Genomic DNA, 19,939 nt, shown 5'->3' on the forward strand with positions numbered 1-19,939 from the left:
TCGGATTGGCCTCTCTCGTTCGAGCTCTCCTGCAAACCGCCCAAACAGGCATTTGAAGGAGCTGTCATGCCTATAACAACAAGCTGCCCATACCCGCGCCGAAAACACCTCACGTCCCTGCTGCTTGGCAGCGCCATCGCACTGCATGCCGGGCTACTCGCCCCGCTGCTGTCGACGGGCGCCCAGGCCCACGCCGAACAGGCCAGCCGCGTCTACGACATCGCCCCAGGGCCGTTGATGACGACCTTGAACCGCTTCGCCCGCGAGGCCGGGGTGCTGCTGTCGTTCGATGCGGCGCTGACCCAGGGTCGCCAGAGCAGCGGGCTGCACGGCCGCTTCAATATCGAACAGGGGTTTGCCCAACTGCTGGCCGGTAGTGGGTTGCAGGCCCAGCGGGTGGGCAACGACTATGTGCTGGTGAGCCAGGTTGATGCTGGTTCGGCACTGCAACTGGGCGCAACCAGCATCACGGGTGAAGGTTTGGGCCTGACCACCGAGGGAAGCGGCTCCTACACCACCGGCGAAACCGCCGCCGCCACGCGGCTGAACCTGAGCCTACGCAAAACCCCGCAGTCGATCAGCGTGGTGACCCGCCAGCAAATGGACGACCAGAACCTGCAAAGTGTGTCCGAAGTCCTGAAGCAAACGCCCGGTGTCACGGTCAACCAGGAAAGCTCCGAAGCCTTTACCTTCTACTCGCGCGGTTTCAAGCTGGATAACTACCAGTTCGATGGCGTGCCCAGCCTGTCCTCCGACGGCGGCTCATTGCGCGACAACTACAGCATCGGCAACAGCCTGGTCTATGACCGGGTCGAAGTACTGAAGGGCGCAACCGGCCTGGTCAACGGCGCCGGCAACCCCTCTGGGGTCATCAACCTGGTGCGCAAGCGCCCCACTGCCGAACTGCAGGGCCGTATCGGCGCAGGCGCCGGGTCCTGGGACAAATACCAGGCCGACTTCGACCTTGCCGGCCCATTGACCGACAGCGGTAATATCCGTGGCCGCATGGTGGCTGGCACCCAATCCCAACACAGTTACGTCGAGTACCTGACCGGCGAGCAGAACACCTTGTATGGCGTGCTGGAGGCCGACCTCAGCGAGAACACCTTGTTCACGCTTGGCTACGACGTGCAGAAAAACTACGACAACGGCAGCACCACCGGCGCACTGCCCGCGTTCTTTCTCGATGGCCGTACGGTCAAGTTCGACCGTGACACCAACGCCGCCGACCGCTGGACCTGGCGCAATCAGGAAACCCAGCGCGCCTTTGCGGAACTTGCCCACACCTTCGATAACGACTGGGTACTCAAAGGCGTACTCAGCAGCCGTGATTACCGATCGCGCGAGCTGATCTCGGGCATCAGCAGCGAGGCCATTCAGGCAGACGGCAGCATTTCTCATGGCTTTGTCGGCGGCAACATCGACCCCGAAACCGGCGCCGTGAACAACAACGGCACCGCGAGCAAATTCAACACCACCAGCAAGGAAAAAGGCCTGGACCTGTATGCTCGCGGCCCGTTCTCGCTGGGTGGGCGCGTGCATGAAGCCGTGTTCGGCTACAGCATCGCCCACACCAAATCCACCTCCAAGCGTGATGATGGCGTAACCAATGGCGTCATCGACGATGTATTCCAGTGGGACGGCTACGGCGATACCCCAACCAACTTCGAATGGTGGTCCACCTTCGATATCGAGGCGCGGCAGAAGGTGGGCTTTGCGGCAACCATCCTGAAACCTACCGACGCGCTGGCCGTCATCCTGGGGGCACGGATCGTCGACTACAAATGGGACATCGACACGATCAACGCCATCGGTCGCCGCCTCCCGGCCAGCGCCACCAACTCCAGCGAAATCGTGCCTTACGCTGGCGTCACCTACGACCTGGACCGGTACCACACCGTGTATGCCAGCTACACCGACGTATTCAAACCGCAGGCGTATAGCCTCGGCGCGGACGGCAAGCCTATCGACCCACTTACCGGTGCAAGCTATGAAATCGGTATCAAAGGCGCCTACTTCGAAAACCGCCTGAATGCCAGCCTGGCCCTGTTCGAGCTAAAGCAGGACAACTTCGCTGTGCTTACCGGCGGCACCACGCCAAGTGGCGGCAGCGCCTACCGGGCGGCGCAAGGCGTCACCACCCGCGGCGTCGAGCTGGAAGTAAACGGCGAACTGATGAAGGACCTGCAAGTGATGGCGGGCTACACCTTCGCCGAATCCCACGATGCTGATGACCAGCGCGTGGCAACCAACCAACCGCAGCATCTGCTCAAGCTGGCGACCAACTACCGCCTGCAGGGCGATTGGCACAAGTTCACCGTGGGCGGCAATGCGTATTGGCAGAGTGCGACCTTCTTCAAGCCAAGCGATGAGGACTGGTACGCAATCGACGACCCGGCTGCCAAGTTTGAACAGAAGTCCTACGCGCTGGTGGGGTTGGTGGGTGGCTATGACTTTACCCGCAACCTGAAAGCAACTCTTAACGTCAACAACCTGTTCGACAAGCACTACTACAGTGGCATTGGCAACTACGGGACGGTTTTCTGGGGGGCGCCGCGTAACCTGATGGTCAATGTGAAGTACAGCTTCTAGGGAATTGCCTGGCACCTCACGAAGCCCCGGCGCCACCACGCCGGGGACGGGGTTTATCTAGCCAGCGCTGCTGGCGCCGGACGAACTGGGTACGGCGGCGGGTCGGTAGGCAGCGCCGAGGTCGTGCGCCTTGGCCTGCCCGCTTGTTGCGCCCTAGCGCAAGGACAACATCATAGTCAGCGGAGACAAATCAGGACAGCGAACAAACCCGGCCTTACGGGCGTAGAAATCGGCAAGCGCTTCGTCAAGCGGATGAACCAGAATCGCCGAAGAAGCCACCACCTCCGTAGACGCCATGACCCGAAAAATCGCATCCTGCAGCAATCCTTCGGCAAACCCGTAGCCTTGAGCCACAAGGGTCACCCCCATCCGACCAAGAATGGTAGCCGGGTGTGCAGTCGGCGTATTGCGCTGCAGTCTCCGGGGCAACACAGACTGCCGCGCAATCGAGCCGCTGGACAAGGTGTAGAACCCTGCCACCTGGCAGGTACCCTTAAAGCACGTCACATACACCACAGCCAGCTGTTCTTGCTGGGCCTTCCTTGCCTGCTTGTGCAGGTACTCGTTGATAGAGCGTTCGCCACAGTCAAAACCAGTGAAGTCATGAACTTCACTCAGCTTTACGGGCTTGCTCAGCTCCACGGAGCGGGTTTGGACATGAGTTTCTGTAGGCACTTGTTATCCTTTAACGCGTTGTGCTCCAGTGCCTGCTCGAAGCGGTCGAAGGCTTCGTCGCTGAGAAGAAACAGCTGGCGGTCCATGATCACCTCTTCTGCTCGGCGGCAGGCGGCATCCAGGATGAAGCTGGTTCTGTCCGTTCCCAGCAGCTCTACAGCCGCGTCGATCAGGCTGCGTTTCCTGGTATCCACTCGCATGTTGATCGGTACGGGCTTTTCACGCTCTTTGATTTGAGCCGACATGACTATTTCTCCATAGCTGCGGAGCGGTCTCCACACAGCGACGGTACCAGCACGTGTAGCTAACGTCTACACCCGTGTATCAGTTTGACTTACACGCGCGGATTGGAAGTAGACCGAGGACTCGACCTGTTACCAGACGGATACCAAGCTCTCTTGGTAAACTAGCCGACACCCCGGGCACACGCAGATCCTTTTTGTTGCCAGCATTTGCTAAGCCGCCCCTGCAATTTGCTGCTACGCCCAAAAATCCAGCATTCGGTACCGAAAACGTTGAACGATATGACCGCTAATACAGGCTCTAACCCAACAACCACGCGCCCTGAGCCTTCCCGCCGCTTCAGCGTTGCACCGATGATGGATTGGGGTAGCTTTTCTTCCAGCCCTTAAGCCGCAAGGCTTCTCAGCCAGGGTGCATAATCGCGTACCATTTTTGTACCACTCTGACCCTCAGATACCTTTCACCAACATCTCCAACATCTGAGTACCGCAATAGGATTCTGAAGGATCTCAGTCTCTCTATACCTGCCCCTCTGCTGAGAGACAGCACTGCGATAGCATGCAAGGCGGCACTATGCCATCATCTCCAATGCAGGCCTCTTTACGTAGGGTGAGAAATGAGCATCTGGAAATGGGATCCTTTTGAAGAGTTTTTGAGCCAAGCACCATTACAAGTTTTAGAAAATGAATTTGGACTTGATAGCGATGTAAGTCTTACTTTGAAACGAGACAGCGAGTACAAGCTAGAACTCTTTGCTTCTGGCCCACCCAGAAATTCGGGAATCGAACAAAAAATTCCACCCGGGACAATTTACAGAAACAACAGTGAGATTTTGCTTAAATCGTGTTTAGGCGAAATATGCCTGCATGGCGTGCATCACACAAAAAGTAAATTAGATATTTCCCACCAAAGCACCACCACCGACACGTTCACGATAGAAAAGATTCTTTTCACGGCGGACTCCCCAAGCCTTCCCGAATACACTATTGAACATATTGGGAACATCCCAAACCGTTACATATGGCCTGACAACAATAACTTTTCTTCCAGAACTGAAAAATCACTAAAATTCGGCAGCCTTCCCGAACTTGATATAGCCACCTCCGCAACAACAGGCTCATGCAGCTACAATTGCCTCCACCTCAAAATCAATGATGAGGATGTAATAATCGGCAAAGTAATTAACGCACCCAACGTGAAAAATGCAGGGTTTATTTTCTATCGCGGCCATCCACCCGAACAACTACGGAGACTAGTTAGAGACGGCCTGTCACTGGTTTTTGGTACTCCACTCATCTATTTTGGATTTACAAGTTTCACTTTTCGAGGCGCTATCATCTCACTTGAAGCAGTGACTCCGTACACGATGGGTGGCCGCGCATGGCACTTGGCTGGTCTTCCCCCCGCCCCTATCACTACATCAAACGGAAATACTAATCAGATAGATAAAACCTTAGTCCAGCGTATGGTGCAAGGTTTCGTAAGCCATAGCGAAAAGTACAGTATCGCTCAAATACCCTGGCGATTATGGCATGCAGAAGCCGCCGCTTACTTTATGAAGCCTGCTTACTACGGGGCTCTGATCGAAGGTATTCAAAAAGAATATTTCGAGGACGTAAAAACAAGCATCAATAGAACAATCATCAGCAAACCCGCCTTCAAGAGACACAGGAAATTTATTCAAAAATATCTTGAGAAAGTATGCACTAGCGAGCCTGAATTAAAGTTATTCATCGACAAACTTAGTAACAGCAACATCGCACCACAAAAAATTCTAGCCTCTCGATTCTTTAGCGATCTAGGTCTATCTCTAGGTTCACTTGAGACTGAAGCTTGGAATAAGCGCAACGATGCGGCACACGGCAACAATATCGCAGAAGATGATGTTATTCAGCACATGCGCGACACCAAAATACTGCGAATCATTCTAAACCGAATTCTTTTACACTTAACAAATGGCTCAGACTTCTACTTTGACGGATACACAATTGGCTACGCCGTTCGACAATTATCGGACCCAATACCTCAAGATGAGACCGCAGATTAATCTGCCTATCTCTAATCACTATGAAATACAGCAACCAAAGGTTTTTTGCAGCACACCCCGATTGTGCTGTAGTAGCAACAGCATAAGGCGCCAAAGGCCCGGAGCATCAGGGGTTGGGCACCTTCTGCATTGAGGCATCACCTTAGACTTAGGCATGGATTGGCATGGAATGGCGTACGATCTGCCCCATTTTTGCCCCACTCTCCTACCCTCTCAACGCAGGCTGACCCAGCCACTGATCGCGGTAAAATCGCTAAATTTTTATACGACTATAATCCTCGAGGTGGCAAAAGGAGTTTGTCCGCAGCTAGCAGCGGTTTCATGCGCAGCCGACAGAACCCAGACATGATTAGCGCCGCTCGCAGATTGGGCTTATATAGGTTGCAACCACTACCTTGAGGGCCTACTGATTCATAAACTGATCCAGTATAATTTTGGACCAGTCAATTTTAGCTCCAAGACCGTAGTCGGCGCGTCTACCTGGCTATTTATTATTAGCCATACGTTCATTCAGCGCATCGATAATTAACTGCTTCTGACTCGGCTTCCTCATTGAAAATATTTGGCCGACGACGACTACACCGACTGAAAAAATAACACCAAAAATTGACACATACAAACTCCAATTACTACTACTCAAATACTGCCCGATAAGTCTATTCTTCTCCTTAATCGCAGAGTTCAAATTAAGTAACTCATCCTTGACTTTATCGTATTCAACACCATTGAGCTTCAGAGATATATTACGAAAATCGCGCAAACTTTGCTCATCCAGCCCATCGAAGGGGTTGACCTTATTGTGTTCTAAAACAAGCGAATCAATCTGAGCAATAAATCCCAAATCCTGATCATCTAGCTTCTGCTCCCCCTTCAAACGAGCCACTTTCAAATCATTGAGAACCTGCAACAAAGTTAAAGAGCCTTTCTCATAATACAAATAAGGCTTTAGATATGGCCATATGCTATCCACAGGATTACCGGAAACCTCAGACAAGTATACTAGCTTGACATCATCTATATTTGCACCTTTCAAAATCACATTAGTCAACGCACCGCGAACTTCCTCCCGGGACACATAGCTTTCAGCCATCCTGGACATCGAGCCCATTAGACCCGCAAAAGAAAGTGCTAAGCATGAAAGAACAATCACCTTGAAAAAAGCTTTTATACGTTGCGTACGCCTTTTTGCACCCAAGTCATTGTAAATCTTGAGCACAAGCTCATCTATAAATTTTGGTGGTGCGTCGGATAGGCCCTGCCCCTTCAGCTGATTCTCAACCTCTGCTCTCAACTCATCGTGCGACTTATCCTGCCACTTGTCCTCAATCGATAGCTGAAACTCAGATGCAGGAAACTTTTCTTCCTGTTTAAAACTTCCATCAACTCGCTTTCCGTCACAATCAGCAACAGCCTCCTCCTTCGGAGCCAATCGATTGTGACTAACCTTACCAAAATCGTCGCTATCTTTGTGCACCAGCCTGCTCCCTGCTAATTAAGACCAATATACTGATGGATCCGGAGATCCAAAAATCAGATTAAGCCCCGCTTCCTCCTAGACGATCACCTTTCGTCGGAAGCGCTGTAGAAGAGCAACTACTAAACATTTTGTCGAAGTGATTAAGGAAAGTTTCGGTCAAATGACCATGATAATACCCATACACTTTTGTCGGCATGACAACTGTTTTTCGCCCAAAAATATTAAAAACTAAAGCGCCGTCGATTATTTTCGGCCTAAACCAAGCTTTGTGTTTCCAATCATCCGCGACGTGCGTGTAGTCCCCGTCTTTATCACGAATCCAAGTTGTAATTTTTCCCTTAGACTCATCCTGATCGATACACTTATTAAAACCATCCAACAAAGCTTGCGGATCCGAAGTAAAAAAATTCACTGCCACTTGCTTTCCCCTTTTGATGAAATTCTTTAACTTCTACCAGATGATATCAAAAAATCATGCATCCGCGCGCATACGCGGATGATGTGTGATGGAAGCGGGGCGCCTTGATCGCCTCATCAAGAAATATATCTCTAATTCTCATCTGCATTGATCCTTCCGCAAGCATAGAGATTTGAACGCGCCTGATGACCTCAACAATCCTCCGGGGGCCAGCATTCGAGGCTATTCTGGCAGTAGCGGATGGCCTGCATAAGGCCACACGCCCTAAAATTTGCCCGTAGCCCAAGAAATTTTCTACCGAGAGCATGCACATGGATGACCAAGCCTCGACCATAGGTGACACCCTCGAGTTGTTGCACCTGAACCAGATCGCCATCAGAGCAGCTCTGGAGGAGCTTTCGCTATGGGTGAGCCATCGCGTTTCAGTCCACATACATGAAAACGTCATGGCCGCCCTAGCCACCCTCGATGTCCATGCTGGGGCGATCTCAACAGGCATAGCACGCCTCCAGGAATGAGCTAGCCCGCAACTAGAGTGGTTATTAAAAATTTCCGCTGACAGAAACCACTTCTGACTAGCGCTGCCGGTGGGCTTGGAATGACGCTTTCGCTTAAAAGAGTTGCATACTTCAACCATCAAAAACTATTGTTTTGCACTCAAACACTTGGTAATTTGAACTGCAAAGATTGACTAAAAACAATCCCAAGGCATTACAATCCGCAAAATACCTTTAGATACGAGCAATTTCAAAACAGGAATTATTTCAATATGAAGGTGCTTATCAAAAGCGCACACAAATCAATACCTAAAGAGCTATACTTTACGCTCCCTTCATTCAGCATAATCACGGGACTGAACGGCAGCGGAAAAACCCACTTATTAGAGGCCATGGCAAATCCACAGCTTTCCGAATTGACGATTGAAGGGCAAACTGCACAAAACATCAGCCTGATACCTTATAACTCCCTAACCCCCCAAATTACGGAGGCGAGCGACAACAGTAGCATCATTGACACAATACAAATGTACTGGTCAGACATCTCTCATCACCTCAGTATGTGGGCTGTCAGCAATCCCTCAACCGCACTGCCAGAAAACATAATAGAAGATTATTTAGCTCCAGCATTCGGCACCGAATCGCCGGGCGTTGTGGCGGTAAAGCGTTTTATTAAGCACACAGGCAAAAAAGCCACAGACATGGGGTTAGAAGACTTCCATAATTTTATCGATATCACATATAGCAAAGAAAATCTATTTGCCTCACAGTGCGCCATGGCGTTCAAAGATTATCAAAGAAGACGATTCAAAAATGAAGTAAGCGAATACCTCTCAGCAAAATATCCGGCTCGCAACATTTCGTATTTATCGCAAGAAGATTTCTCCGAGGTTTTCGGTCCTCCCCCTTGGGAGTTAATGAATCAAGTGCTCGAAACATCGGGCCTTCCTTACCGCTTCAACGACCCTGGCGAAGACGACCCGGAGCTTCCTTACACTCTTCGCCTTATCAACCAAATCAACGGAAGATTAACCTCAGCTAGTGAGCTATCGTCAGGCGAAAAAGTCATATTGGCGTTAGTCCTAGCCATCTACAATACAGGCGAAAGCGGTACGAAGAACAAGGTAATTCTGCTTGATGAACCAGATGCGCCACTTCACCCTAACTTTTCAAAAATGCTCATTGACACTATAAAGGAGATCATTGTCGGTAAGTCAGGTGTAACCGTAGTGATGACCACCCACTCTCCCACTACAGTTGCCCTGGCTCCGGAGAACTCCATTTTTGATCTGGATCGCTCATCAAAGCACCTGACCATGGTCAGCGGTCATCGGGCAGTTCAGGTTCTCACGAAGGGCATACCCCACTTGAGAGTATCTTATGAAAATCGGCGACAAATTTTTGTAGAGGGTCGATATGACGTGGAGTACTATTCATATCTTTTTCAAATCATCAACCGAGATAACAGATTCAACTATACACCTATCTTTGTTGAGCCTCATAGCGGAGACACAAATTGCTCTGACGTTATAGCGATTGTTAAAAAACTCCGAGAATCTGGAAACGATCTAGCCTGGGGAATAATCGACTATGATAACAACAATAAATCGAGCGACTCCATACTAGTACTTGGAGAAAATAAACGTTATGCGATCGATAACTACATTCTTGACCCAATCTTCATATGCCTCGCACTTATTAGAACAAGAAAAAAAACCTATTACGACTTCGGCCTAAGCACGGGAAAAACCTCCTACACTGAAGCATCCAACTTAAGAAATGATGAATGCCAAATCATGATTAACAGCTTCCTCATTCAGTGCGGCTTCGATTTAATCAACCTTGAAACAGTGCATTGGGAGAATGGATTTAAATTGGAATACCCTGGAAAATTCATACAATACCAGGGCCATGATTATGAAAAGCTCATTACCACGACCTTCGCCGCTCTTATGGGATTAAGAAAAAATAACAGGGAATCAGGATTAAAATTGGCTATCCTTGATATTATCGACGACTTCAGAGGTTTCATCCCAGTGGAAATATCACAAACGCTTAGACTTATACAAAACACATAAAACATGCTGGCTTGCAGCTGGTGGAGTTAGCATTGCAACCGCAGCAGGTCGATCCTGTCCTGCACTTTGGAGCAGGCGCGTAGTATTAGTGACCAGGTGAAGGACTGGAGTAGGCTTAAAATCATTTTGGCCGTTCAGCTGCTCAATCACTTCGGCTAGACGGGCAAAAACGGCCCCGTACCGTGCGGTACGGGGCCTCGATTTTACCGGAAATCCTTATGGACAGCTGGCCATTAAAACAAACCGCCGAGTGCTGATGGCTGCCAGTTCATGATTACCAGCTCGCCGGTAACCTCCGCCTTACACTGACGCTGGTTGGTAGTGCTGTAGCGGATATCCAAACACTCAAAATGGAACCCGTCGAAAACCCGCCGAATGTCAGGGTGGTCGTTGATACTGACCATCACCCTGCCCTTGCATCGCCGCATGAAGTCGGCCATCCGTTCGTACTCCTCAAACGGAAACTCCACACCGTAGCCAACGGTCTGCCAATAAGGCGGGTCCATGTAGAAGAACGTATGTGCTCGATCATAGCGCTCGGCACAGTCGAGCCAGGAAAGGTTCTCGACGTAGGTACCAGCGAGACGCTGCCACGCAGCAGACAGGTTCTCCTCGATGCGCAGCAGGTTGATCGGTGGACCTGTGGTGGCGGTTCCGAATGCTTGACTGGTGAGCTTGGCACCGAACGCATGCTGTTGCAGGTAAAAGAACCGCGCAGCTCGCTGGATATCGGTCAGCGTTTCAGGGCGCGTCATCTTCTGCCACTCGAAGATCTGGCGGGAACTGAGGGCCCACTTAAACTGGCGCACGAACTCCTCCAGGTGGTTTTGCACAACGCGATAAAGGGTGACCAGGTCACCGTTGAGACCGTTCAACACTTCCACCGGGGCGGGCTGGGGACGCATGAAGAACAACGCGGCACCGCCGGCGAAGACTTCGACGTAGCACTCATGAGGGGGAAAAAGAGGGATCAAGCGGTCGGCCAGGCGGCGTTTGCCACCCATCCAGGGAATGATAGGAGAGCTCATAGGTATGCAAGTCTTTACTGTATGGATGAACAGGTGATAGGCTCGCCGGGCTTTGTGCACAAGGCAGGAGCCACGGCTGGACTTGCAGGAAAGGTCTGCGGGTTCGGTGGACATGGGCGGATGTTGGCCCATCCAACCACGCCCGCTCCTTTTCATTTTTTAGCGAAGATTGGGGAGTTTTGATGAGTGCTAAAGAATTCGCTAAGCAACTGAAAGTCGAAATCGAAAACTTCGCAGCGCAGGGCCAAGACTCTGTCAGCATAGAGACACTCACGTCAGGCCTTGATAAGTTTATCAACAGCGCAAGTGAGGAAAGTGAAAGCATTCTGATAGAGCGTCTTAAGGCGTATCTCCAGTCTGAAGTTGAGAAAGAGAAGTACAACCACTCCGCCGACCTGGAAATGTTCAAGTCTGTAATTCAGACAGGCCAGAATGCCCTGCGGGCGATTGTCCTCTTGAATGGAGGCGCAGCAGTAGCCTTGCTAGCTTTCATCGGAAAACTCGCGGATGTCAGCCGACTCAACATTCCTCTATTTGCAGCACCGCTGACTATATTTGTAGTCGGAGCTTTCCTATCAACCATATCGTCGGGCCTGACTTACCTCACTCAATTGCTTTATTCTGAAGAGGGAAAATGGCGAACCCGTGCTGGCGTTTCATTGCAAATCGCCTCAGTACTTCTCGGTTTGACGTCGTTGTGTTTATTTGGGTACGGAACTTATCGCGCCTATGGAGCGTTCATAGCCTTAGGGACTTGAAATCGCCTTAACGTAGGCTTGGCATGCAGTCAATGCTAGAAGTCCCCGGTCGCCGTCGTCTGTGATGGCGATAATTCGTTGAGCATGCGCTCGGTCAAGCTGGGCGCGTACGGCGCCATGTACCAGGCTTCCGGTGCCGGCGGTTTCTCGCACCCCACCGTCACAACCCGGGGTGGCAAAGGCTCCGGCGTCGACAAGGAATGACAACCGCAGATCAGCGGTAGCAAGGCGGTCACGCAGGCGAGCTTGAGTTTTATGCATCGTTCATTTCCTGCCAATGTGTTTTGCCCTGCTCCTGCAGGCGAACCTCCAGGGCTTGTCGCTGGTTCTGCTGCTCCTCCAACTGCTCCAGGGCTGCAGCTGCAGCCTCTTCACGCTCGCGGCCGTAGGCTCGATCCTTGTCGGCCAACTGCCGAATGTAATCAGCCGCCTGATCAGCAAGCTGCCTGCCGTACTCGCTGGCCTGCCAAACCCAGACGCCCCGGCCGCCGGCATAGAGCCCGACCGCAGCGGCCAGCAAGGCGATACGCCAATTCAGCGACATTACTGCAGCACCTCAAGCGCTCGCTTATAGAGCGCCTGGCGATCTTTCAACCCATTCAGGCCCCCATTGATGCGGCGGGTGACCGACTCGAAAACCGAGTCATCGGCCTGCTTAGCACCTTGTCAGCCAGGGTGTTAAGCCCCGCCCGCTGCCAGAACCAGCCGGCCGACAGCGAGGCGTAGAAGGGCTGCTCGAGCAGGTCGGGGGTGTTGAGCAAGCGGCTGTCACCGAACGGCGCTTCGCTGCAAGCCTCGTAGTTGTCGCGGCCTGTGATCTGAACGAGCCCACGGCCACGGTACCGCTGACCATCGCCATCAGCCGCCGGGGTGTTGCCGAGACGCTCCGCCAGGCTTCCCGTGTCGTACTTGGCCAGGTAGGCATCGTTACCGAGCTCGCGCACATAGAGCAGTTGGCCGACCTGGGCAAGGAATGCCGCCATGCGCTTGGCGATTATCTCGCTCGAACAGGTATGCGCTGACTACTTCACGCATCTCCCACGGTTCGTATTCCAACGGAAGGTGCTGGCCGGGGAGATCAAGCTGCCCATCACTCGACTTGAACCGAGCCAGAAGAGCGCCCGAGGCATACACATTGCCGATCTGGCTCTCTGCCTGGACCAGCAAAGGGTGCTGCGCGTAAAGAGTGTGCGCAATTGAATAGGAGGTGACGAACAGACTGTTACGAAGAGAGCACCCCCCACTTGATCAGTATCAGCCGTCCGCACAAAACATCTGGCTGCATCCGCCCCTTCCACCCAACTGAATACGCCTTCGACACCTGCCGCCTACGATCGGCGGCTATCAACTCGCCCTGAATCGGCTGGATCAGAACGGCGGAAGTGCCCAAATCCATTACATGATAGTGACCGCGTTGGGCGTGTCGCTGCCCTTCATTGGAGTAGCCTAGGGCCAATCGGGGTCGCTTAACATGACAAGAAAAAGATTTATAATCTGCTTCAATTGGAATGTCACCGGTTCTTTTAGAGAGCGCAGCTATGACCGACACGCACCCAAAAATTGTTCCTGTGCAGCCAGGCAAACGAGAGTGGCATGGAACGCATCATGCTTGGCGCTTTAGACCGCACGCTTTTCGCTGGAGAGGGGAGATGATTGCCGGACCAAATATGTTACCGCTAGCGACAGAAATGCATTCATGGATGTTGCAGCTCGGGCATCTATCTCTTATGCCTCCATTTGAATCGCCGACAAACGGCGGCTATACTAACCCTTATACAGAAAATGGCATTACCCTTGCGCTAATAATGGGCAGAATAGTCAACGCCACTTATAGTTTCGCAACCACACCAACGGCAAATGAAGATGAAGTCGGGGTCGAGATCGAAAGGATTCGCCTGCACAATGAGTTACTTATTAATGCAGCAAGGTTTTGCGAAGTCGCCATAAAACAACTTCTTCACTGCACTCAGACTCCAGCGCCTTTATATCAACGAATGGCGCTGGGTCAGTTGCTTGAGTCACCTTGCCCATCTTGCAAACGGAAGAACGGAGCCAAGCCTCACTCCATTTCGTTAGTTGGCACACTAGCGTGCCCATTTGATCTTTGCCTCGAATTCGAACATTGCGCAATGGACCACATGGACCTTGTGAATAAATTACGCAACACACAAGCTGCACACTCAGGGGTTCAGGCGCTAAAAATCAGAACCACAAGCGAATCAAAAGCGCATTTTCATGAAGATTGTCATGAGATTCTCTGCGGCTTTGTCCATATGCTTTCACATTTGCAACGTCTGGAGCAAAAGATACTAAAGGACTTAGGCGAGAAAGCAGATACCATCAATTATCTGAAACTCTCTGGACTTCCGCCAGAAGACTGCAATTTCGATCTGATTCCAGGGCAACCGTTCATTTTTAACCCAAAACCTGCAAATACCAACACAAATTGATATTATTAACGACAATCTAAAACACACTCAAAACTGCTCACTTGATCGACAGACAAACCGAACAGAGCTATGTTTAATGGCATTAAGCGACATACGGCAACGACAGATACTTAGCCATTCATTCGCTAGAGCGGTGTTATCTACAGCTTAAATTTTATGAGTGATACGCTATGGGAGATGGCGAAAGGCAACTGTGCCGCTCGGTGTCGCTGAGCGCTATTCGATACTTAGGACAAAAGCCCTAAAGCACATTTGGCGCTGCAGGGCTTATACGAACTAACACTCCTTTGCAGTCGACACTTCACTCAGCGTCGGCAATTTTATGTCCGACGATATTCATTTTCAGCTGGGGCTGTCCGACCACCACGCCTTCCAACTGTAGCTTACCTCCTTCATAGTCCACGGCGCCTTTAGCATCAAGAACGTAGTTGTCAATGCCGACGACATTGGTGTTGCCTGACTTCCATTTAGAGATCGTGAACTGCGATCGAAATTCGCCTGAACGTCCAGGCACTTTCCCCCGATACAGATAGTGAGCATCGCCACCATTCGCGGAGCCATCCTTCACAACCACAATTCCATCGCCGTAGTCGCCTGTATTGGCCTTAAACTTGACGTAAAAAATGCCTTGAGACATAACATGCTCCAGCTAGGGGTTGAAAAGACAGAATAGGATCGATTTGCTAACTCGCAAGAACTAGGTTGTAACAAATTGCGTGGATGATCGTGAGCAATTTTGAGCCGACGCTAGATTTGCAGCTACCTTTCAGCGACCGCTTAAGGTAGAAAGCGGCCATTCCAAAGGGATCAACCCAAGGCGATGTTGCGAGAAGGGCTGATCATGGCCGCTTTGTTCCGATCAAGCCACGCCATGATGAAACTCAAGTCCGATGCAACCGGCTTGGCAAGACGATAACAAGTGATGGTCTGCTAAAACTTCAACCAACTATTCAACCCGGGCGCCTAGGGTGAACGGGGCCTGGATAATATGCTGTAACCAACTCCATTCCATATACCGATCGCCACGCCCCTCAGGTGGGTGTAACGCCGCAGCGAGTTCCAGTCACGATGACCGGAAACACTCGACATCATCGGTATATCCGAATCTATTTCGAACCACCGGCTCACACCTTCGTAGCGCAGATCGTGAAAATGCAGGTCCTCCACGCCAACTACCTTGCACGCGCTAGACAAGGCCGTACCGATTAAATCGGTGTTGTGAGGGAAGATCTCAGCGCACTGACGCGGCATGCTTGGCACAATCGCCGTTGTAGCCGAGGCACTTCAGGACAAGGCCTGCGTCGGGCAGAGCTTGGGGGTTGATCTCGTCCACTCACGCTGGCCTAGCCAACGACAACACGGAATCCAGGTGAGCCAGATCATTGCCAGCTGTCTGCGGTTTGATGCCACCGCCTTCAGGGCTCATACGCCAGAGGCCATAGTCCACCAGCACCTGCTGAGAGATGTCGGAGTCGACCACTTCGCCGAGGTAACTGTTGTTGATAGCCAAGAGGGTCTGCCGCTTCGTCTTACCCAGCGGCCGGGCTTTCTCGGCTCCCCCAGGTAGCGATCAATCATGTCCTTGACTGCATGCCCACAACGGTTGGCGCGCTCGATTGCGCCTGACACTGCCAACTCTGTCTCTCGTCGCTTCGCCCAGGCCTGCGCTGCCTGCTAACGGGCGAAGGTCTGGGCTTCTTGGTAGACTAGGACACCCTTTTTCTTGAGGCGGATCTGGACGGTATAGCTTACCGTTCCACCGGCCTTTTTCCTTGTTCTAAACGTTGCCAAGATTTCCGGTGGTACAAGCGTGACTGGCGGTGTTACTTCGTACCAACTGTCACACCAAAAACGCCTAACACCCCGAAAAAATGGTACAAAATGCGTAGACCAGAATGCCCCTAGAATCAGCCTCAAAGCCAGAAATCACGCGCCCTGAGCCCTCCCGCCGCTTCAGCGTTGCACCGATGATGGACTGGACAGACCGCCACTGCCGCTTCTTCCTGCGCCTGCTGTCCAAGCAAACCTTGCTCTACACCGAAATGGTCACCACCGGTGCCCTGCTGCACAACGACGCCCACCGTTTCCTGCGCCACGATGCCTCCGAGCACCCGCTGGCCCTGCAACTGGGCGGTAGCGTGCCCGCCGACCTGGCAGCCTGCGCACGCCTGGCCGAAGACGCGGGCTACGACGAGGTCAACCTCAATGTCGGCTGCCCGAGCGACCGGGTGCAGAACAACATGATCGGCGCTTGCCTGATGGCCCACCCGGCGCTGGTGGCCGATTGCGTGAAGGCCATGCAGGATGCGGTGTCGACACCGGTGACGGTAAAGCACCGCATCGGCATCAATGGCCGCGACAGCTATGCCGAACTGTCCGACTTCGTCGGGCAGGTGCGCGAGGCTGGGTGCCGGAGTTTTACCGTGCATGCCCGCATCGCGATTCTGGAAGGGCTGTCGCCGAAAGAAAACCGCGAGGTTCCGCCCCTGCGCTATGACGTCGCGGCGCAGCTGAAGGCGGACTTCCCGGACCTGGAGATCGTGCTCAATGGCGGGATCAAGACCCTGGACGAATGCCAGGCACACCTTGAAACCTTCGATGGCGTGATGCTGGGGCGTGAGGCGTATCACAACCCTTACCTGCTGGCCGAGGTGGACCAGCGGCTGTTTGGCAGCGATGCGCCGGTGGTCAGCCGTAGCGAAGTACTGGCGCAATTGCGGCCTTATATTGTGGCGCACATGGAAAGTGGCGGCGCGATGCACCACGTTACCCGGCATATTCTGGGGCTGGCCCAAGGGTTCAAGGGGGCGCGGCGCTTCCGTCAGTTGCTGTCGGCGGACATTCACAAGGCGGCGCAGCCGCTGGCCGTGTTTGACCAGGCGGTAGAGTTGCTGCAAGGACGGTGACAGTGCACGCGACACGGCCGTTGTAGGAGCGGCCTTGTGCCGCGAAAGGGCTGCAAGGCAGCCCTGACACTATATGCATTTGCACTGAAACCCTGGGGCTGCCTTGCAGCCCTATCGCGACACAAGGCCGCTCCTATGTATGGACTCGCCCACACTGTCTAGCTGCTTTTGAACATAGGAACCCGGTTGCATCTATGTATCAGGCCTATTCGAGGAAGCTTTTCGCTTCTGGCCAACATCGTGGTGAGCTCGCAGTGTGCCGTTTACATTGAGGCCATTACGTTAGGCCTGTAGGAGCGGAGGCATCTGTCTGCGACGGTCTTACCTAGGGTCAATGTTCACTAGCAGGGGTTGGAGCGCTCAGCGCCCCGGTGGCATTGCTCGGTTGGTCAGAGGCTCATAGCAGCCTCCGGGTTGTTGTTCGGTTTGCGTTGGTAGACCTGATTGCTCTGTAACAGAGCCCAGATAATGCGCAGATTTCGATTAGCCAGTCTGATCGCCGCCTCCTTGCGTCCAAGGCGGGATAGCCAGCGCAAGAGGCGGCGATCGTCTGGCTGATCGGAATCAGGTCTTAGCTGACTCAAGACAGCATGCGCGCCCTGGATCATCAGGCTGCGTATGTAGCCGTCACCTCGCTTGCTCATTCTGCCCAGCCTGATTTTGTTTCCGCTACTGTGCTGGTCCGGCACGATACCGAAGAAGGCGGAATACATTCGGCCACTCGCGAAGCGGCTGGGTTCGGTCTGTTTTGCCACGATCGCCGTGGCGATGATTGGGCCAACGCCACGAATGGTGATCAGCCGCTGTGCCACCTTATCTTGCTGGGCTGTCACTTCGAGCCGTCCACTCAGCGCCGCAATGCGTTCACCTAAAGACAGCCAGTCAGTCAGCAGCTCATCAAGCAACTCGCGCAACAAGTCGGGCAGAGGCAAGGAGGCATCCTCAAGCGCCCGCGGTACCTGCTGACTGATCGCGGCATCGCCTTGAGGCATGGATACGCCATGCTCAAGCAGCAGGCCACGTATCTGATTGCCCAGCGCTGTATGCCGCTTGATGTTGCCGCGCCGGATGCGATGCAGTGCTTGAATAGCCAGCGCTGTGGTGCTCTTGATCGGTACGGAGGCAATGCTGGTATCGCGACCGGCACGCAGAATGGCATGGGCATCGTTACGGTCGTTCTTCGCGCCGCTACGGTGTTCGGCGACGCGTTGCGCAGGCAGGATGCGAACCGGATTACCTTTGGTTTGCAGCAGCCTGGCCCAGGCTTGTGCACCTGGACCGCACTCCATCAAGACGGCCACGGTCGTTGGCAGCCTGATCAGGAAGTCATGGAATGCTTGACGGGATTTGATGCGATCTTCGTAGATCACCCGACCAGTAGCGTCCTCGCCTGCCAACTGGAAGACCTGTTTGGCCAGGTCTACGCAGATGGTTGTGCAAAGTTCCACATCGGTGGAAGACAGGGAATCGTGCTTCGAACTATGCTTTTTCATGGTCTCGCCCTCGCTGCCGTTGGCTTCTTCGAACGCCACCGTGGCACTGTGATGCCTCGGCGGGGGCGAGTCCATCGATTACAGACGATCGTGCGAGCTTGAGAATTGCAGTCTGTGGAACCTCAAGGCGGCCGGGCACTCGAATCTTCACCTTATGTACAGCCCTTCGTGGGCAACCCCGCTTCTACAGGCCCTTGAGCGGCTGTCGGGGCTCGGGTAATGTCGAGTAAACGCACAGGACAGAGCACGCCCATGACTTCCAAGCTGGAACAACTCAAGCAGTTCACCACCGTGGTCGCCGACACCGGGGACCTGGATGCCATCACCCGCCTGAAGCCGGTCGATGCAACCACCAACCCGTCCCTGCTGCTCAAGGCCGCTGCCATCCCGGGCTACGCCGACCTGCTCAAGCAGGTGAAGGCCGACGCCAAGGGCAATGTCGACCTGGCGTGCGACAAGTTCGCGGTAGCCGTGGGTTCGGGCATCCTCAAGGTCATTCCGGGGCGTATCTCCACCGAGGTGGATGCCCGCCTGTCGTTCGATGAACCGGCGCTGCTGAACAAGGCCCGCCAGCTGATCGGGCTGTATGACGCAGCCGGGGTCTCCAAAGACCGCGTGCTGATCAAGCTGGCCTCCACCTGGGAAGGCATCCGTGCTGCCGAGCAGCTGGAAAAGGAAGGCATCCAGACCAACCTCACGCTGCTGTTCTCCTTCGCCCAGGCTCAGGCCTGCGCCGATGCCGGTGTGTTCCTGATTTCGCCGTTCGTAGGCCGTATCTACGACTGGTACAAAAAGAGCACCGGCACGGATTACGTGGGCGCCGAGGACCCTGGCGTGCAATCGGTGACGCGCATTTACAACTACTACAAGGCCAATGGCTACAACACCGTGGTGATGGGCGCCAGCTTCCGCAATATCGGCCAGATCGAACAGCTGGCCGGCTGCGACCGCCTGACCATCAGCCCTGAACTTTTGCAGCAGTTGAGCGATGACCAGGGTGAACTGCCGCGCGTGCTCAAGCCGGGCAATGCCGGCGAGGCCAAGCAGCAGCTGAATGAAAGCCAGTTCCGCTGGGCAATGAACGAGGATGCCATGGGCACCGAGAAGCTGGCCGAGGGTATTCGCCAGTTTGCGCGGGACCAGGAGAAGCTGGAGAAGTTGATGGCTGAAAAAGCCTGATACATATCCGGTTTGCCGGACGGGCGGGAAGTGTTCAGCATTTTCCGCCCGTTTTGTTTTGCCAAGCTTTAGTTGTGAATTGAATTCCTGGGCCTCTT

16 protein-coding genes and 3 pseudogenes are annotated in these 19,939 nt (G+C 53.3%); 9 read left to right on the plus strand and 10 right to left on the minus strand.

Going from position 1 to position 19,939, the window contains the following annotated elements; translation table 11 throughout:
• Window positions 1-66: 66 nt before the first annotated feature.
• On the plus strand, window positions 67-2,592 hold the full coding sequence (locus tag N805_RS13870) for a TonB-dependent siderophore receptor (RefSeq protein ID WP_019472812.1): 2,526 nt from the start codon (window positions 67-69) through the stop codon (window positions 2,590-2,592).
• 153 nt (window positions 2,593-2,745) lie between these two features.
• Here the strand turns inward: N805_RS13870 and N805_RS13875 are convergent, their stop codons facing one another.
• Both N805_RS13875 and N805_RS13880 read right to left on the minus strand, forming a co-directional pair.
• A complete protein-coding gene (locus tag N805_RS13875; RefSeq protein WP_230685723.1) occupies window positions 2,746-3,267 on the minus strand; it encodes a hypothetical protein in 522 nt (173 codons plus the stop codon).
• Window positions 3,225-3,512, minus strand: coding sequence for a DUF1778 domain-containing protein (locus N805_RS13880; RefSeq protein ID WP_019472814.1), 288 nt, complete (start codon window positions 3,510-3,512; stop codon window positions 3,225-3,227). The genes N805_RS13875 and N805_RS13880 overlap by 43 nt, the downstream gene beginning before the upstream one ends.
• Before the next feature lie 614 nt (window positions 3,513-4,126).
• Between N805_RS13880 and N805_RS30520 the strand changes: the two genes are divergently transcribed.
• The gene (locus N805_RS30520; protein ID WP_155412691.1) at window positions 4,127-5,557 is read left to right on the plus strand and encodes a hypothetical protein; all 1,431 of its coding nucleotides are present in this window, start codon (window positions 4,127-4,129) and stop codon (window positions 5,555-5,557) included.
• Window positions 5,558-6,041: 484 nt separating this feature from the next.
• Here N805_RS30520 and N805_RS13890 read toward each other — a convergent pair whose 3' ends face one another.
• Together N805_RS13890 and N805_RS29875 are read right to left on the minus strand one after the other, a co-directional pair.
• On the minus strand, window positions 6,042-7,031 hold the full coding sequence (locus N805_RS13890; RefSeq protein WP_019472816.1) for a hypothetical protein: 990 nt from the start codon (window positions 7,029-7,031) through the stop codon (window positions 6,042-6,044).
• 61 nt (window positions 7,032-7,092) lie between these two features.
• Window positions 7,093-7,452: a hypothetical protein gene (locus N805_RS29875; protein ID WP_080956810.1), complete on the minus strand. Its 360-nt coding sequence runs from the start codon at window positions 7,450-7,452 to the stop codon at window positions 7,093-7,095.
• A gap of 311 nt (window positions 7,453-7,763) precedes the next feature.
• On the opposite strand from N805_RS29875, the gene N805_RS13895 reads away from it, so the two are divergent.
• Window positions 7,764-7,970 carry a hypothetical protein gene (locus N805_RS13895; RefSeq protein WP_026034614.1) on the plus strand — a complete coding sequence of 69 codons (207 nt, stop codon included), beginning with the start codon at window positions 7,764-7,766 and terminating at the stop codon, window positions 7,968-7,970.
• A 251-nt stretch (window positions 7,971-8,221) separates the two neighbouring features.
• Window positions 8,222-10,027 (plus strand): AAA family ATPase, encoded by a 1,806-nt coding sequence (locus N805_RS13900; RefSeq protein WP_019472818.1) that lies wholly within the window; start codon window positions 8,222-8,224, stop codon window positions 10,025-10,027.
• Between the two features lie 233 nt (window positions 10,028-10,260).
• On the opposite strand, the gene N805_RS13905 is transcribed toward N805_RS13900, so the two are convergent.
• The gene (locus N805_RS13905; RefSeq protein ID WP_019472819.1) at window positions 10,261-11,055 is read right to left on the minus strand and encodes a DNA adenine methylase; all 795 of its coding nucleotides are present in this window, start codon (window positions 11,053-11,055) and stop codon (window positions 10,261-10,263) included.
• Between the two features lie 182 nt (window positions 11,056-11,237).
• On the opposite strand from N805_RS13905, the gene N805_RS13910 reads away from it, so the two are divergent.
• Window positions 11,238-11,813 (plus strand): hypothetical protein, encoded by a 576-nt coding sequence (locus tag N805_RS13910; RefSeq protein WP_019472820.1) that lies wholly within the window; start codon window positions 11,238-11,240, stop codon window positions 11,811-11,813.
• Here N805_RS13910 and N805_RS13915 read toward each other — a convergent pair.
• A pseudogene (locus N805_RS13915) lies at window positions 11,802-12,357 on the minus strand (lysis protein). The gene N805_RS13910 and the pseudogene N805_RS13915 overlap by 12 nt on opposite strands.
• A pseudogene (locus tag N805_RS13920) lies at window positions 12,357-12,799 on the minus strand (glycoside hydrolase family 19 protein); the annotation flags it as partial. The pseudogenes N805_RS13915 and N805_RS13920, both read right to left, overlap by 1 nt.
• On the opposite strand from N805_RS13920, the gene N805_RS13925 reads away from it, so the two are divergent.
• Window positions 12,795-13,013, plus strand: a complete 219-nt coding sequence (locus N805_RS13925) for a pyocin activator PrtN family protein (RefSeq protein ID WP_019472823.1) — start codon at window positions 12,795-12,797, stop codon at window positions 13,011-13,013. The pseudogene N805_RS13920 and the gene N805_RS13925 sit on opposite strands and share 5 nt — an antisense overlap.
• A 338-nt stretch (window positions 13,014-13,351) precedes the next feature.
• Window positions 13,352-14,263 (plus strand): hypothetical protein, encoded by a 912-nt coding sequence (locus N805_RS30525; protein ID WP_155412692.1) that lies wholly within the window; start codon window positions 13,352-13,354, stop codon window positions 14,261-14,263.
• Between the two features lie 301 nt (window positions 14,264-14,564).
• On the opposite strand, the gene N805_RS13930 is transcribed toward N805_RS30525, so the two are convergent.
• Both N805_RS13930 and N805_RS29880 read right to left on the minus strand, forming a co-directional pair.
• Window positions 14,565-14,900: a GrlR family regulatory protein gene (locus tag N805_RS13930; RefSeq protein WP_019472825.1), complete on the minus strand. Its 336-nt coding sequence runs from the start codon at window positions 14,898-14,900 to the stop codon at window positions 14,565-14,567.
• Window positions 14,901-15,209: 309 nt separating this feature from the next.
• Window positions 15,210-16,054: pseudogene (locus N805_RS29880) on the minus strand (hypothetical protein).
• Between the two features lie 104 nt (window positions 16,055-16,158).
• Between N805_RS29880 and dusA the strand changes: the two are divergent.
• Window positions 16,159-17,169: a tRNA dihydrouridine(20/20a) synthase DusA gene (dusA, locus tag N805_RS13940; RefSeq protein ID WP_019472827.1), complete on the plus strand. Its 1,011-nt coding sequence runs from the start codon at window positions 16,159-16,161 to the stop codon at window positions 17,167-17,169.
• Between the two features lie 389 nt (window positions 17,170-17,558).
• Here dusA and N805_RS13945 read toward each other — a convergent pair whose 3' ends face one another.
• Window positions 17,559-18,617 (minus strand): IS110 family transposase, encoded by a 1,059-nt coding sequence (locus tag N805_RS13945; RefSeq protein WP_080956862.1) that lies wholly within the window; start codon window positions 18,615-18,617, stop codon window positions 17,559-17,561.
• A 297-nt stretch (window positions 18,618-18,914) separates the two neighbouring features.
• On the opposite strand from N805_RS13945, the gene tal reads away from it, so the two are divergent.
• Window positions 18,915-19,841 carry a transaldolase gene (gene tal, locus N805_RS13950; protein ID WP_028614038.1) on the plus strand — a complete coding sequence of 309 codons (927 nt, stop codon included), beginning with the start codon at window positions 18,915-18,917 and terminating at the stop codon, window positions 19,839-19,841.
• Window positions 19,842-19,939 lie beyond the last annotated feature (98 nt).

Origin of the sequence: Pseudomonas putida S13.1.2 (assembly GCF_000498395.2) — a bacterium.
Lineage (GTDB): Bacteria > Pseudomonadota > Gammaproteobacteria > Pseudomonadales > Pseudomonadaceae > Aquipseudomonas > Aquipseudomonas putida_Q.

Excerpts from the sequence above, each read along its gene's own strand:
- N805_RS13900 (WP_019472818.1), top strand. The coding sequence starts at position 8,222 with ATGAAGGTGCTTATCAAAAGCGCACACAAATCAATACCTAAAGAGCTA.
- N805_RS13930 (WP_019472825.1), bottom strand. The coding sequence starts at position 14,900 with ATGTCTCAAGGCATTTTTTACGTCAAGTTTAAGGCCAATACAGGCGAC.
- N805_RS13925 (WP_019472823.1), top strand. The coding sequence starts at position 12,795 with ATGCGCTTGGCGATTATCTCGCTCGAACAGGTATGCGCTGACTACTTC.
- N805_RS13910 (WP_019472820.1), top strand. The coding sequence starts at position 11,238 with ATGAGTGCTAAAGAATTCGCTAAGCAACTGAAAGTCGAAATCGAAAAC.
- N805_RS13870 (WP_019472812.1), top strand. The coding sequence starts at position 67 with ATGCCTATAACAACAAGCTGCCCATACCCGCGCCGAAAACACCTCACG.
- N805_RS13895 (WP_026034614.1), top strand. The coding sequence starts at position 7,764 with ATGGATGACCAAGCCTCGACCATAGGTGACACCCTCGAGTTGTTGCAC.
- N805_RS13905 (WP_019472819.1), bottom strand. The coding sequence starts at position 11,055 with ATGAGCTCTCCTATCATTCCCTGGATGGGTGGCAAACGCCGCCTGGCC.
- N805_RS30525 (WP_155412692.1), top strand. The coding sequence starts at position 13,352 with ATGACCGACACGCACCCAAAAATTGTTCCTGTGCAGCCAGGCAAACGA.
- N805_RS13880 (WP_019472814.1), bottom strand. The coding sequence starts at position 3,512 with ATGTCGGCTCAAATCAAAGAGCGTGAAAAGCCCGTACCGATCAACATG.
- dusA (WP_019472827.1), top strand. The coding sequence starts at position 16,159 with ATGCCCCTAGAATCAGCCTCAAAGCCAGAAATCACGCGCCCTGAGCCC.
- tal (WP_028614038.1), top strand. The coding sequence starts at position 18,915 with ATGACTTCCAAGCTGGAACAACTCAAGCAGTTCACCACCGTGGTCGCC.
- N805_RS30520 (WP_155412691.1), top strand. The coding sequence starts at position 4,127 with ATGAGCATCTGGAAATGGGATCCTTTTGAAGAGTTTTTGAGCCAAGCA.